The sequence below is a fragment of the Nitratireductor sp. CH_MIT9313-5 genome (genome assembly GCF_037029545.1).
Taxonomy (GTDB): Bacteria; Pseudomonadota; Alphaproteobacteria; order Rhizobiales; family Rhizobiaceae; genus Chelativorans.
The window spans coordinates 402,202-417,077 of sequence record NZ_JAYMER010000011.1 but is presented as its reverse complement, the minus strand read 5'-3'; the positions used below and the strand labels follow the sequence as shown (position 1 = coordinate 417,077).

Genomic DNA, 14,876 nt, shown 5'->3' with positions numbered 1-14,876 from the left:
CGACCAAATCACCTCATGAGCAGCCTTACCCCTTCGGACACCCGCAGCAATGTTGCCGAATATTCGGTCAGCGAAGTCTCCATCGCGCTCAAGCGCACCGTGGAAGACCAGTTCGGCCATGTGCGTGTGCGCGGTGAAGTCTCCGGCTATCGCGGCCCACACGCTTCCGGCCATTGCTATTTCTCGCTGAAGGACGAGCGGTCACGGCTTGAGGCCGTGATCTGGAAAGGTGTCTTCGGGAAGCTGAAATTCAAGCCGCAGGAAGGGCTGGAGATCGTCGCAACAGGCAAGCTGACGACCTATCCCGGCTCATCCAAATACCAGATCGTGATCGAGAGCGTGGAGCCTGCGGGTGCCGGCGCATTGATGGCGCTTCTGGAGGAACGCAAGCGCAAGCTGGCAGCGGAAGGCCTGTTTGCCGATGAGCGCAAACGCCCGCTGCCCTTCATGCCAAAGGTCATCGGCGTCGTCACCTCGCCGACCGGTGCTGTCATCCGCGATATCATTCACCGGATCACGGACCGTTTTCCCGTTCATGTGGTGGTCTGGCCGGTGCGCGTGCAGGGCGAGACCACGGGTGCGGAAGTCTCTGCTGCCGTTGCGGGGTTTAACCGGGTTGATTTCACATCCGGATTTCCGCGACCCGATGTCATCATCGTGGCGCGCGGTGGTGGCAGTCTCGAAGACCTCTGGGGCTTCAATGACGAGGAGGTCGTGCGCGCGGTTGCGGCTTCAGAAATTCCCGTCATCTCTGCGGTGGGCCACGAAACCGACTGGACGCTGATCGATCTCGTCGCTGACCGGCGAGCACCAACGCCCACGGGTGCTGCCGAAATGGCCGTGCCGGTGAAGGCCGAGCTCGAAGCCGGGCTGGCGCGACTTTCCGCGCGTTTGAAGGCTGCGGTCACACGCGACCTTGATCGTCGGCGACAGGCCAGCCGTGCGCTGGCGCGTGCCCTGCCCTCGCCGGACCAGCTTTTCGCGCTTTCGCGCCGCCGTTTCGATGAGGCTGCGGGTCGGCTTGAACGCGGCCTGAGTGCGTCTACACGCGCAAAGCGGCTGCGCCATGACAGCCTGCGCCTTTCGCTTTCCATGCTGGAGCGACGGCTTGGTGATGCGCGTCGGCGCAACGGCGATTGCGCGTCACGCCTCGACAGCGCGTTTCAGAACAGCTTGCGCGCCAAGCGCACCCGCAGATCGGCGGTGCGTCTGTCGCTGGCTCCGCTGAACCAGAGAATCGCCGATGCTCGCCGGCGTCATGTCGAATGCTCCAATCGCCTGCCCGTACTCTTCCTCAACGATTTGAAGGCGAAACGCACCCGCCTTGACCGGGATGCTGCACGGGTCACGCCACGGCACTCTCTCCTGCGCCTGCAGAATGCCGGAGAACGGCTTGAGCGGGCGACGGAGCGGCTTGACCGCGCCATGGGACAGCGGCTTGAAACTGCACGTAACCGTTCACAACAGGTCATGCGCCTGGCCGACACGCTTTCCTACAAGAGCGTTCTTGAGCGCGGTTTTGCGCTGGTGCGCGATGGATCGGGCACTCCCATCAAGCGGGCAGCACAACTCAAGCCCGGACAGGAAGTGGCCCTGGAGTTTGCCGATGGCCGCGCTGGCGCGGTCGCGACCGGTGGATCGGCACCCGCACCGCAGAAAAAAGCTGCACCGAAGCCGCCGGGAAGCCAGGGCAGCCTCTTCTAGCGGGTCTTTATGCTGCAGGCGCATCAGGTGATGACTGGCGCGGGCCGCCATTCTGCTGCGGCAGATTTTGCGGGGCGGCCCCCGTCAGGACGCTGATCGTCCCGTCGCTTTCCAGCACCACGCCTTCAACTTCCGAAATGCTGGATGCACCGCCTGCACGGATGGCGCTGTCGACCTCTTCCTGCGTGATGCGCTGATGCTTCATGGTGGTGAGGCAATATTCACCCTTGCGGACAAGTAGTGCCGGCTCAGACCGGACCATGCGCGCAAAGCCGTGGGAGCGCACGGAGAAAAAGGTCACGAGATACTGCATCGTGATGAGAAGGAGCAGCGCGACAGCGCCTTCGGCCAGTGCCACGCTTTCCTGAAGCAGAATGGCAGACAGTGTCGAGCCGAGAGCGACGGTAACGACGAGATCGAAGGCATTGAGTTTTGCCAGCGTGCGCTTGCCCGAAATGCGCAGAAACATGACGAGCGACGCATAGGCCAGAATGCCGACAATGATCGTTCGCACGATCCCCTGCCAATCCTGAAAGATCATGTTTTCGAGGTTCATGGGCATCTCCGCGGGCGCAATTGGGCTTCCTCAACGCAACCAATGCGGGGCGAAGCGGTTCCCTTGTCAGCAGTATCCGGAGCGCCTTCCTGTCTCCGCTTCCAACAAGAACGCCCTCCTGCCGCCCTGGGAAGTTGGCCGCAATTGCTGGCATTGTCTTCATCGAAGATTAGGCTCTTCATGCGACTGTGCGGCATTCCACAGCCGTCCGGCGGGAACGGTCTTCGAAATGCTGCCGCAATGACCGGTAGAAACGCAGATCGACAATGACCACCGGAGCTTCCATGGCTGAATCTGTCAGTGACACCCAACCCCAGCGCCTCGAATTCGATGCCGATCGCGGATCGTCGCGCTCGCGCTGGATCGCATTGGGGCTGATCGCGGCTCTCGTCATGTGGATGGGGAGCGGCTTTGTGTTTCCCGCTCCGGAGGCTCCACCCGAAACCCGCGCCGAGCCCAAACCCGTTTCCGTGGCAACCCGCAAATCGGTGGCCGAGCCGGTGCCGCAGATATTCGTGGCGGAAGGTCAGGCACTGCCGGACCGCGACACGGCCATCCGCGCCGAGACCGGTGGCGAGATCGCGGAGGTTCTGGTCGACAAGGGTACAATGCTGGAGGCCGGGGAGGTTATCGGGCGCTTTGTCCTGGCCGAACGCGAGGCACAGCTTGAGACGGCGCGCGAGGAACTCAGCCGTACGCAGCGTGAACTCAACAACGCCAACACGCTTCTTGAAAAGGGTGTGGCAACGGTGGACCGTGTGCGCCAGGCACAGGCAGCTGTTGCCGCTGCAAGAGCCCAGGTTGCAAGCGCCGAAGAGGCTGTCGAGAACACGGTCATCCGCGCTCCCTTCGCGGGCCGGCTGGAAGAATTGCAGATCGACACCGGCGAATATGTGGCGGCGGGAAGTGATGTCGCGCGCATCGTGGACAATACGCCGCTTACGGTGGCGATACAGGTGCCCCAGCAGGCGGTGCGCGATATCAAGCCCGGTCTGAAAGCCGAAGTGCAGTTCATCACGGGCGAAACGGCGGAAGGCGAAGTGGTGTTTGTCGGCAGCAGCGCCAATGCCGAAACGCGCACTTTCCGGACCGAGATCAGCGTGCCCAACAGCGACGGCAGCATCGCCGCAGGCATCAGCGCCGAAATCCGCATCCCCACCGGCGAAGTTGTCGCTCACTTCATCTCGCCCGCCATCCTGTCGCTAGGTACCGACGGCACGCTCGGCCTGAAGACCGTGACCGAGGACAACCGCGTGGAATTTCACGAGGTGGAGATCGTACGGGCCGAGACGGACGGTCTTTGGGTGCGCGGACTGCCCGAGGAGGTGGAACTGATCACCGTTGGCCAGGGCTTCGTCAACGAAGGCGAGGAAGTGGCTCCAAGAGCAGCCGATGCGCTTGATATCGAGAGTGTTCAGACAGCGCAGCCGCAGGATGCGGAGACTGCCGAATGAACGGCCTGATCGATGCCGCCTTTTCGCGTGCCCGGGTTGTCGCGCTGACGCTGGTGCTTATCCTGGCAACGGGTGCCTTCGCCTATATGGCGATCCCGAAGGAAAGCTCGCCGGAAGTGCCCATTCCGACCATCTATGTGGTGACGACACTCTCGGGCATTTCGCCGGAAGACTCGGAGAGGCTGCTGGTTGAGCCGCTGGAGACGGAACTTGCATCCATTTCCGGCCTGAAGGAGATGCAGGGCAGTGCCGGCGAAGGCTATGCGTCCGTGACGCTTGAATTCGAGCCGGGCTTTGATTCCGAGGAAGCGCTCGACAAGGTGCGTGAGGCGGTGGACCGTGCGCGCACCGAACTCCCCGAAGACGCGACCGAGCCAAGCGTGAACGAGGTCAATACTGCGCTCTTTCCGATCCTGACGGCCATCCTTTCCGGTCCGGTGCCGGAACGTACGCTTAATGCGCTGGCAGATGATCTGGAAAAGCGGATAGAGGGTGTGGACGGTGTTCTGGAAGTGGATGTGGGTGGTGCGCGCACCGAGCTTCTGGAAGTGCTGATCGATCCGACCGTTTTCCAGACCTATAACATCTCCTTCGACGAGCTCATCAACCAGATCAACCGTAACAACCGCCTGATTGCAGCGGGTGCCATCGAGACCGGTGCCGGACGGCTTGTGCTCAAGGTGCCGGGGCTGATCGAGGATCTGCAGGATGTCATGGAGCTGCCGGTCAAGGTACGCGGCGATACGGTGGTTACCTTCGCAGATGTCGCCACAGTGCGGCGCAGCTTCGAGGACCCGTCGAGCTTTGCCCGCATCAATGGACAGCCCGCACTTGCGCTTGAGGTGAAGAAGCGCTCGGGCGCCAATATCATCGATACTGTTGCACGGGTTCGTGCAGCAATCGAGGAGGAGGCTTCCAACTGGCCCGATACGGTGCGCATCGACTACATGCAGGATGAAAGCGAGCAGGTGAAAACCATGCTCGGCGATCTGGAGTCCAATGTGATCGCCGCAATCGTTCTGGTGATGATCGTCATCGTGTGGGCTCTCGGGCTTCGCTCCTCCATTCTGGTGGGGCTGGCCATTCCCGGCTCGTTTTTGAGCGGTGTGGCTGCATTGTGGGCGATGGGCTACACGATGAATATCGTCGTGCTTTTCTCGCTCATCCTCGTGGTCGGCATGCTTGTCGACGGTGCGATCGTGACGACCGAGCTTGCCGACCGCAAGCTGCAGGAAGGGCAGAGCCCGAAAGCGGCTTATGCCTTCGCAGCCAAGCGAATGGCCTGGCCGATCATCGCCTCTACTGCCACGACGCTGAGCGTGTTCTTCCCGCTTCTGTTCTGGTCGGGTGTCGTGGGCGAGTTCATGAAATTCCTGCCGATTACTGTCATCCTGACGCTTGGTGCATCGCTTGCCATGGCGCTTGTGTTCATCCCCGTGATGGGCGGCATCATTGGCAGGCGCCAGCCGCAATCTGCGGCGCAGAAGGCGCAACTCTATCATGCCGAAATCGGTGATCCGCGCCACATGAAAGGCGCTGCTGGACTTTACGTGCGGGTGCTGGAGTGGGCCATTCTGCGCCCCGGCACCACGCTGCTTCTGGCTATTGCCATGCTTCTGGCGGCATTCAGCACCTATTCCAGCTTTGGCCGTGGCCTGACTTTCTTTCCCGAAGTCGAGCCGGACTTCGCGCAGGTGCAAATCCGGGCTCGCGACAATTTCTCCATCTATGAGCGCGACGCGCTGGTCTCCCAGGTGGAAGAGCGGCTGATGAATTACGACGAGGTGCGCAGCGTCTATGCCCGCTCCATGTCCTCCAACCGCTCCGACGAGGAAGTGATCGGCACGATCCAGCTTGAGCTTGTCGAATGGGACGAACGACGCACGGCAGCCGAAATCTCCGAGCAGATACGCGAGGAGATGGCTGCCATTCCCGGCATTGATGTTCAGGTGCAGACACAGTCGGGCGGCCCCACCGCGGGCAAGCCCGTGAAGCTTGAACTGCGCTCGCGCGACCGCGATGCGCAAGAGCTTGCGTTCGAGGCAGTGCGCGAAGCCATGGCGCGGATCGGGGGTTTCACCGACATCACCGACAGCCGCCCCCTGCCCGGCGTCGAATGGCGGCTGAATGTCGATCGCTCGGAGGCGGCTCGTTTCGGAGCCGATGTCAGCCTGCTGGGTCAGGCGGTTCAATTGCTGACGCAAGGCATTACCGTTGCCGATTACCGGCCTGACGACGCGGAAGGTGCTGTGGATATTCGCGTCCGCTTCCCGCCGGGCGAGCGAACGCTGGAAGAACTCTCCAATCTCCGCGTTCCCACGCAGGTCGGGCTGATCCCGGTCGGCAATTTCGTACAGTCTGAACCGGCTCCGCGCACCGGCACCATCAAGCGCATCGACCAGCAGCGGGTGATCACCATCGAATCGGATGTCGCTCCGGACGTTCTGGTGAATGACCAGGTCCTGAAACTGCGCGCTGCCCTGCAGCAGATGGATCTTCCCGACAATGTGACCTGGTCATTCGCCGGTGAGGCGGAGGACCAGCAGGACGCGATGATCTTCCTGATCGGCGCCTTCATCACGGCCATCGGCCTGATGTTCGCGATCCTGGTGACGCAGTTCAACAGCTTCTACCAGGCGCTTGTCGTCATGTCGGCGATCATCTTCTCGGTCGCCGGTGTGCTGCTTGGCCTTCTTGTGACTGGCCGCCCCTTTGGCGTGGTCATGGGAGGCATCGGCGTTATCGCACTGGCCGGCATTGTCGTGAACAACAACATCGTGCTCATCGACACCTTCAACGATCTGAAAAAGACCGGCATGGCACCGCTTGAGGCTGCCCTTCGCACAGGTGCCCAACGTCTGCGCCCGGTGGTGCTTACATCGCTGACGACCGCCCTTGGCCTGATGCCGATGGTAATCGGGCTCAATATCGACTTCGCCAATCGCAGCATCGTCCACGGCGCGCCCAGCACCCAGTGGTGGACGGAACTTTCGAGTGCGATTGCCGGTGGCCTTGCGGTTGCGACCGTTCTGACGCTGGTGGTGACGCCTGCAATGCTGATGCTGCGGGAGCGCCGGAAGCCGAGCACGCGCAAGAACCAGCTCGCTGAAGCAGCTGCGGAATAAAGCGTCCCCCGATGGGGCGCGTCACCATATGATGTGGAAATGGCTGGAATGGTACGGTTGGGTGGATTCGAACCACCGACCTCAGGAGCCACAATCCTGCGCTCTAACCAACTGAGCTACAACCGCATGCGTCTCGTGTGACTGCGCTGGGGTCAATACGAGCAATCGGCGTCTTTTTCAAGAGCCATAGGCGACTAATTCTCATCTGCCGCACGATAGTCCTGAAAAAAGAAAAGACCGGGGGGAGGAGCCCGGTCTTTTCAGGTTTGGGACCGGCGGGAGGAGGAGGAGGAGGGCCGGCCCGAAACTCTGGCGCGTATATAGTTATGCCGATTTCCATTGTCGCCGCGACGGAGTGTCTCAGGGGGCAAAAATCTCCAAGCGGCGACCTTGACCTGCATCGGGAAGATATCCGCACCTTGCGCGTGACAACATCGGGATGGAGAGGCAACGAAAATGCGGAAAATCGAGTTTCAGGCACAAACGGCTCGAATATCAGCGCGGAATGATTAAAGTTTTACAGATTAACCACGGGAGGGGAATGCCGTGTATGCAAGCTTGAGGCTTGTGGACGCTGCCCGGCCTTCGCCTTATTAACGACCGGTTAATTCTGTTATACTCAAGCGGATGTAACGGTTCGGTATTTATGGCTTCGGCGACCTATTCCTTTCTGGATATTGCAGTACTCGACGAGGTGCGACAGCGACTTGTGGCCGGGCAGTCGCTGGCGATACTGCTGCCGGATCTTTCCGAAATACTGTGGGCCAATGCCGGGGGCGCGAAGCTTTTCGGCCATGCTGACATAGAGGCCGCAATTGGTGGACAGCCGAAGCTGGCCGCCACTGCACTTCGTCAAATGCGAGCTGCCGCCGGTCATCCCGGAGCCGGCCAGACGCGCCCTGTCGCCATGCGCGTGACGCGCGGCCTGAAGAGCGCAATCCTCCAGCTTGAAGTCACGGGAATCGCCCTGCCTGACGGCGAACTGGCGCTGCTTTTCTCGCAGGAACATGAAGGGGTGAGCGAAAGCGCGATTGCACGCGATCTCGTTTCGGGCTTCAGCGAACCGGGCCACTTCGCAGCAGTTCTCGATGATAGTGGAGCGGTGATAGAAGCCTCGGCTGATTTCGATGCGCTCGGTCTTCCGCGGGAAATGCTTGGCAAGATCATGGACGAGGTTCGTGATGAAGACGACCGCCTGGTCAAGCGTCGACTTGCCGGCAGTTCGGGCCTTTATCCCGCAGGCTTGGCACGCATCAGCGATACACCGCTACGCGGGCTTCTGCTGGTCGTGGATGATGGCACACCACTCCCCGCGCCTCAGCCCATTGTTGAGGCAGAAGCGCCCACAGAGGGCAGCGAGGCGGAAGCACCGGCCACGATTGTGGAAGCCGCATCCGGCTCTGGCACTTCCAACACTGATGCTCCCGTCGCCGAGGACAGCACCGAGCACAACGCAGTCCCGGACGAAGCGGAAACACGGGGTGAAGGTTCAGCCGCGCATTCTGGTGGTGACAAGGAAAATGAGCTTGAAGCTCCTGCGGCCACCTCACCTGCCTCGCGACAACCCTCGGAAGAACAGCGGGTGCGCCGTTCCGTCCGATTTGCCTGGCGCACGGATGAGGAAGGACGCTTCTCCGCCATATCCGATGAGTTCAGGCAGGCCGTTGGCGAGGCTGCCGGCGATGTGATCGGCCGGCGGTTCCGCGATGTGTCCAATGCGTTCGGACTTGATAACGACGGCTCCATCGCCCGCCTTCTGGAGCGCCGCGACACGTGGTCGGGGCGTACGGTGCTTTGGCCCATGGCCGGAACCGCACTGAAAATTCCGGTCGATCTTGCTGCCCTGCCGGTCTATGGCCGCGGGCGCGTGTTCGAGGGGTTCCGCGGATTTGGCATCGCGCGTCTTGCCGAAGCGGTTGAAGACCCCGAAGCCATAGGGCTGGTGCTGGTTCCCGGCGAGAGACCGGAGGCAGCACCCCTACCGACTCCAACGCAGGATGAGCCGGCTTCCCGTGAAGAGCAGCCTTCACCAATAACGGGAGACAGTCAGCTCGGAACTGAAACCGAGATCATTGACAGCGATGCGCCGGGCGATGATCCGTTTCAGGGTGAGAAACCTGTCCTGGAAAGTGCGACACAGCCCGTGCAAACCACGGATGACAAGGTTGTTCGCATCGCCGATGCCAATCTGACGCCACGCGAGGGCGGCCTTTCGCCCAGCGAACGCACCGCTTTTCGCGAGATTGGCGAACGGTTGCGCAAGGCCAATGCCGCACTGATCGAGCGTGAGAAAAAACGCGCCGAGGAGAAGGCTGCTCAGGAGAGCGTCGACGCCGGGAGTATCGCGCCAGTGGAGCGCGGCGAGGACGGCTCAGGCGCAGAGGCGGAAACCGGCTCGGATACGGCTTTCGCGGATGATACCGCTGATCCACGTGCAAGCGACGCTTCTGTCGCGGAAGAGACAGAGCAGACCGCGCCAGCAGGTGAAGAGCCTGTGGAAACCGCAGGCAATATCGAAACGCCTGCCGCAGAAATCTCCGCCGATGAAGCAGCCGAGCCGGTAAGGCGGCGGGTGGTCTTCCTCAACCCCATTGATGAGGAAGAGCCGGAGGAAGCGCCGGAGACAGTTCAGGCCGAAGAGGTAACGTCTGCCGAGGCTGCAGATGAAGCGCCAGCGAGCCCCGGCGAAGAGATCGAGGACTGGTATTTCGAAGCGGATACGCCGGATGCCGAAGAGCATGTGGCTGCCGCGGACGAACCGGTGGCAGTTGAGCCTGTAGAGGATGACGCGGAGCAGGATGAGGCCTCATCGGACAATGTACTGCCCTTCATCAGTGAGCCGCAAACCGCTGAAACTGACGCTGAAACCCCGCCTTCCGAGGCCCTGAGCGACAGCAGCGATCTTGCAGCCGAAGAGGATGAGGCGGAAGGGCAAAGCGAGGAATTCGCAGCGCCTCCAGCGACCGAAGAAGATGACGCCGGGCCTGAACATGACGAAGACGCTGCCGATGTCGCGGCTGCTTCAGCCGAGGGTGAACTCCACGAACCCGACCTCGAGCACGACGGCGAAGCTGTGCCGCACTTGTTGCAGGACGATGACGCCGAGGAGGCCGTCGGCGCGGTCGGGAGCGACGAGGAAGCCGCCACGCCGCCGGAGGTTACGGTATCCGGTGAGAATGACGCTTCTTCCGGCGAGCATGCAGAGGATGAAGCCGCCACTTCGCCTCGCTCGAACGGTGTTGAAGACGCCGAAGTGACACCGCTTGTGCCGCAGCCGCCAAAGTCCGAGCCTGCGGCCATCGTAACCTATCTGCCGTCTGCCTATGCGCATGTGGCGCGATCCGTCGAGCCTGCACGCGGCAGTGACATTGCCTTGCTGCAGGGACTGCCTCTGGCCATTCTGGTGCATTCGGGCGAGCGTCTGCACTTTGCCAATCGTGAGTTCCTGAAGCTTACCGGTTATGCTGATCTGGCCGAACTTGAGGCGAAAGGCGGGCTGGAAGCGCTGTTCGGCGACACGCATGAAAGTGCGGTGCCCGGTGAAGAACATCACGCAATGGCGCTGCGCCATGCGGATGGCTCGGAAGAGCCCGTCGAAGCGCATTTGCAATCCATCACATGGCAGGGTCGCAAGGCACTGGCACTGGCCATCTGGCCGATCCGGCCGGCGCGTAACGCCCCCTCGCCTGAGCGGATTGCGGAGCTGGAAGCCCGGCTGGAAGAAATGCGGGCCATTGTCGATACCGCGACCGATGGCATCTGTGTCATCGCCAATGACGGCACGATCCGCTCCATCAACCGCCCGGCCGAGGCGCTGTTCGGTTTTGATGCAGAGAATGTCACGGGCAAGCCATTTACCTCGCTGTTTGCCATCGAAAGCCAGCGGCAGGTGAAGGATTATCTCACCGCGATTTCGGGAAATGGCGTTGCAAGCGTTCTCAATGACGGGCGGCAGGTGATCGGGCGCGAGGCGCAGGGTCGCTTCATCCCGCTTTTCATCAATATCGGACGTCTGCCCAATCAGAGCGGTTATTGCGCGGTGCTGCGCGACATAACGCATTGGAAGCGTACCGAGGACGAGTTGAACCGCGCCAAGGCGCAGGCTGAACAGGCCTCTTCCCAGAAGAGCGAGTTTCTTGCGCGCGTCAGCCACGAGATCCGCACGCCGCTCAACGCAATCATCGGCTTTTCGGAACTGATGATCGACGAGAAGTTCGGTACGATCGGCAATGATCGCTATCGGGATTATCTGCGCGACATCAATCGCTCCGGCAATCACGTGCTTGATCTGGTCAATGACCTGCTCGACATTTCCAAGATCGAGGCCGGTCAGCAGGACATGCATTACGAGCCGGTGTCACTGAACGAGACACTGGGCCAGATCGTGGCCATGATGCAGCCGCAGGCGAACAGCGACCGCGTTATCATCCGTTCCAGCTTCTCCTCGCGCCTGCCCGATGTGATCGCGGATTCGCGCAGCGTGCGTCAGATTGCGATCAATCTGCTTTCCAACGCCGTGCGCTATACACCGGCGGGTGGTCAGGTGATCGTGTCCACCGCCTATAGCCACGACGGCTCCGTGGCGCTGCGGGTGCGTGACACGGGCGTTGGCATGACGGGTGCGGAGATCGAGGAGGCACTGAAGCCCTTCAAGCAAATCAACTCGCTGAAGCGCAAACGTGGAGAGGGTACCGGCCTTGGGCTGCCGCTGACACGCGCCATGACCGAAGCCAACCGGGCAAAGTTCTCCATCACTTCTACTCCCGGTGAGGGAACCTTGGTGGAGATCATCTTCCCACCCGCACGCGTATTGGCCGATTGACGGGCAGGCGCGCCGTGTGGGCGCGCCACTTTAGAATCTTTCTAATTTAACAATTTCAATCACTTAAAACTTGACCCACAAAGTCATATAAGCGATAGCAGGCGCGTCGCCGCCGATGTGGCGAAACAGTCATCACCCCGGGAACTTGAACCCGCCGGAGAGGAGTAATTTTCATGCGCAAGCTTCCACAGACATTTGTTGCGGGCATGATCGCCATGGGCGTTGCAAGCAGCGCCGGCCTGAATGCCGCACAGGCAGAAGGCACGGTCAATGTCTATTCGTACCGTCAGCCTTTCCTGATCCAGCCGCTGCTGGATGCCTTTACTGAGAAAACCGGCATCGACACCGAGGTGCTGTTCCTGGACAAGGGCCTGGAAGACCGCATCGCTGCCGAAGGCGAGAATTCGCCCGCCGACGTGATCCTGACGGTCGATATCGGTCGCCTCATCAATGTCGAGGAGAAGGGCATTACCCAGACCGTCGATAGCGAGACCATCAACGAGAACATTCCGGCCGAATTCCGTGATCCGGAAGGTCAGTGGTTCGGCCTGACGACCCGCGGCCGCGTTGTCTACGCTTCCAAGGATCGCGTCGAGCAGGACACGATCACCTATGAAGAGCTTGCTGACCCGAAGTGGAAGGGCAAGATCTGCCTGCGCAGTGGCCAGCACATGTACAATATCGCGCTTTTCGCCTCCATGATCGCCCATCACGGCGAGGAGAAGGCTGAAGAGTGGATGAAGGGCCTGAAGGCCAATCTCGCCCGCAAGCCGAACGGCAATGACCGCGCACAGGCACAGGGCATCTATTCGGGCGAGTGCGATCTTGGCATCGGCAACACCTACTATGTCGGCAAGATGCTGACGAATGAGGAAGAGCCGGAGCAGAAGGAATGGGCGAACGCCATCAAGGTTCTGTTCCCGAATTCAGAAGAGCGCGGCACCCATGTGAACATCTCCGGCATGGCCATGGCCAAGCATGCGCCGAACCGTGAAAACGCGCTCAAGCTGATGGAATTCCTGGCAAGTGCCGAGGCACAGTCCATTTATGCGGAAGAGAACTTCGAGTATCCGGTACTGCCGGGTGCGGAAGTTTCCGAGATGGTCAAGTCCTTCGGCGAGATCAAGCCGGACAGCCTTCCGCTCGAGGAAATCGCCAAGCACCGCAAGGCGGCTTCCGAAATGGTTGATCGCGTCGGCCTTGATGAAGGTCCGGAAAGCTGATCGACTGACACAAGAAGTTCTTGCGCCGGGCCCTTTGGGCCCGGTTTGCATGTCAGCAGGTGTTTCCATGAGATGAACAGCCTGATCGTGAACAATCCGCGCCTGCCGCGGCTCTCCACCCTGCCCCGACGGCGCCAAGGCCGTGCGGGGCTTGTTGCTGCGGGACTGATCGCGCTCGTGGTCATGCTGCCGATTGCCACGGTCATTGCTGTGGCACTCGCATCAAGCGGCGATGACTGGCCGCATCTGCTGCAATATGTACTGCCCAAGGCGCTCTCGACGACCTTCATCCTTCTGCTGATGGTCGGTATCGGCACCAGCATTGTCGGCGTCGCGACAGCCTGGTTCGTTGTTGCCTATGACTTTCCGCTGCGCCGCTTCATGTCCTGGGCCCTGGTCCTGCCGCTTGCGGTTCCGCCCTATCTGGCGGCTTACGCCCATGCGGAATTCTTCCACTTCGTGGGCCCCGTTCAAGGGGCTATCCGCGATCTCTTCGGCTTTACCCGGCCATCGGATTACTGGTTTCCGGATATTCGCTCCACTTGGGGCGCAGCACTCGTGCTCACCTCGGTTACCTATCCTTATGTCTACCTGACGACCCGTGTGGTGTTCCTGATGCAGGGACGCAATATCGCTGATGTGGCGCGCACGCTTGGCGCGGGCTCTTCCCGCGTCTTCTGGCGGGTGCTTCTGCCTGTTGCCCGTCCTGCCATTGCGGCAGGTGTTGCGCTGGTCCTGATGGAAACGCTCAATGATTTCGGCGCGGTTCAGCATCTGGGCGTCAACACGCTCACTTTCGCGGTCTATTCGACATGGCTCAATCGCGGCAGTCTGGAGGGTGCTGCACAGATAGCTCTGGTGATGCTCGTCTTCGTGATTTTCATGATCGTCATGGAGCAAGGCGCGCGCCACCGGCAGCGCTTCCACAGCGCACGCGCTACACAGATCAAGTCCCGCCCGCCCCGGCACAGGCTTGGCGGATGGGGCAGCGCGGGGGCGATCCTCGCCACAGGCCTTCCCCTCGCCTTCGGCTTCGGCGTTCCGCTCTACATATTCATCGACTACGCCTCGAAGCGTCTTCACCAGTTTGCGGAGCCAAGACTTGCCGAGGCGTTCCTGACGACGGTGGTAACCTCCTCGGCAACGGCATTCCTCGCGGTGGGGGCTGCGATGGCGCTCATCTTCTCGCTACGGATGCGCCGTTCGCGCTGGACGCTTGCCATCACCCGCGTGGCCACTGCGGGCTATGCAATGCCGGGGACGATCCTGGCGCTGGGCCTGCTCCTGTCCCTGGCGCGCTTTGACAATGCGCTTGACGGGTTCCTGCGCGCGCAGGTGGGCATTTCCAGCGGGCTGCTTCTGTCGGGTACGGCTTTTGCCGTGGTTCTTGGTTGCGCAATACGCTTTCTTGCACTTGCGGAAGGTGCCGTGCAGTCGGGGCTGGCGAAGCTCCCGCCCAATATTGACGAAGCCGCGCGCAGCCTCGGCAAGACCGCAACGGGCAGCGCCCTCACGGTATTGTTGCCACTGGCGCGTCCGGCCATCGCGACCGCCGCCATTCTCGTTTTCGTGGATACGGCGAAGGAGCTTTCGGCGACCATCCTGCTGCGGCCTTTCGGCTTCAACACGCTTGCCACGCATGTCTATGAAAACGCCTCGCGGGGCGCGGTGGAAGAAGGTGCAGTGGCTGCGCTCATGATTGTGCTTACTGCGATGGTTCCCGTCATCCTGCTTTCAGGAAGATTGATGCAGGACAAGGACGCCTGAACCCCGGATAAAGAAAACGCCCCTGACCTGCAGGGGCGCGAAAATAACGGGGTAATGCTGTCAAAACTCAAAACCTGTGGCCGACCGGATCAGGGGTCGGGAGCTCCATCAAGTTGTCCACGATCATTGACTTGATACCCTAACTCCACCTTGCCGGAACAGTGAATATTTTACCTTTTGGTCAGATGTCTGAAGTCTCGGTAAATATTCGGCGCAAGGTTTTGT

At 61.0% G+C, this 14,876-nt stretch carries 7 protein-coding genes and 1 tRNA gene; 6 read left to right on the top strand and 2 right to left on the bottom strand.

Annotated elements, in window-relative coordinates:
* Nucleotides 1-15 precede the first annotated feature (15 nt).
* Nucleotides 16-1,704 (top strand): exodeoxyribonuclease VII large subunit, encoded by a 1,689-nt coding sequence (gene xseA, locus WA367_RS05970; protein ID WP_336055869.1) that lies wholly within the window; start codon nucleotides 16-18, stop codon nucleotides 1,702-1,704.
* A 7-nt stretch (nucleotides 1,705-1,711) separates the two neighbouring features.
* On the opposite strand, the gene WA367_RS05965 is transcribed toward xseA, so the two are convergent.
* A complete protein-coding gene (locus WA367_RS05965; RefSeq protein ID WP_336055868.1) occupies nucleotides 1,712-2,260 on the bottom strand; it encodes a DUF421 domain-containing protein in 549 nt (182 codons plus the stop codon).
* Between the two features lie 284 nt (nucleotides 2,261-2,544).
* Here WA367_RS05965 and WA367_RS05960 point away from each other — a divergent pair, with 284 nt between their 5' ends.
* The gene (locus tag WA367_RS05960) at nucleotides 2,545-3,714 is read left to right on the top strand and encodes an efflux RND transporter periplasmic adaptor subunit (RefSeq protein ID WP_336055867.1); all 1,170 of its coding nucleotides are present in this window, start codon (nucleotides 2,545-2,547) and stop codon (nucleotides 3,712-3,714) included.
* On the top strand, nucleotides 3,711-6,839 hold the full coding sequence (locus WA367_RS05955; protein ID WP_336055866.1) for an efflux RND transporter permease subunit: 3,129 nt from the start codon (nucleotides 3,711-3,713) through the stop codon (nucleotides 6,837-6,839). Before WA367_RS05960 ends, WA367_RS05955 begins: the two co-directional genes overlap by 4 nt.
* 49 nt (nucleotides 6,840-6,888) lie before the next feature.
* On the opposite strand, the gene WA367_RS05950 is transcribed toward WA367_RS05955, so the two are convergent.
* Nucleotides 6,889-6,965: transfer RNA gene (locus tag WA367_RS05950), tRNA-His, on the bottom strand.
* 520 nt (nucleotides 6,966-7,485) lie between these two features.
* Here WA367_RS05950 and WA367_RS05945 point away from each other — a divergent pair.
* The 3 genes from WA367_RS05945 (at nucleotide 7,486) to WA367_RS05935 (ending at nucleotide 14,651) form a co-directional block, all read left to right on the top strand.
* Nucleotides 7,486-11,661: a PAS domain S-box protein gene (locus tag WA367_RS05945; protein ID WP_336055865.1), complete on the top strand. Its 4,176-nt coding sequence runs from the start codon at nucleotides 7,486-7,488 to the stop codon at nucleotides 11,659-11,661.
* A gap of 206 nt (nucleotides 11,662-11,867) precedes the next feature.
* On the top strand, nucleotides 11,868-12,884 hold the full coding sequence (locus tag WA367_RS05940) for a Fe(3+) ABC transporter substrate-binding protein (RefSeq protein ID WP_336056049.1): 1,017 nt from the start codon (nucleotides 11,868-11,870) through the stop codon (nucleotides 12,882-12,884).
* A gap of 72 nt (nucleotides 12,885-12,956) precedes the next feature.
* Complete coding sequence (locus WA367_RS05935; RefSeq protein ID WP_336055864.1) at nucleotides 12,957-14,651, top strand: ABC transporter permease; 1,695 nt, start codon at nucleotides 12,957-12,959, stop codon at nucleotides 14,649-14,651.
* Nucleotides 14,652-14,876 lie beyond the last annotated feature (225 nt).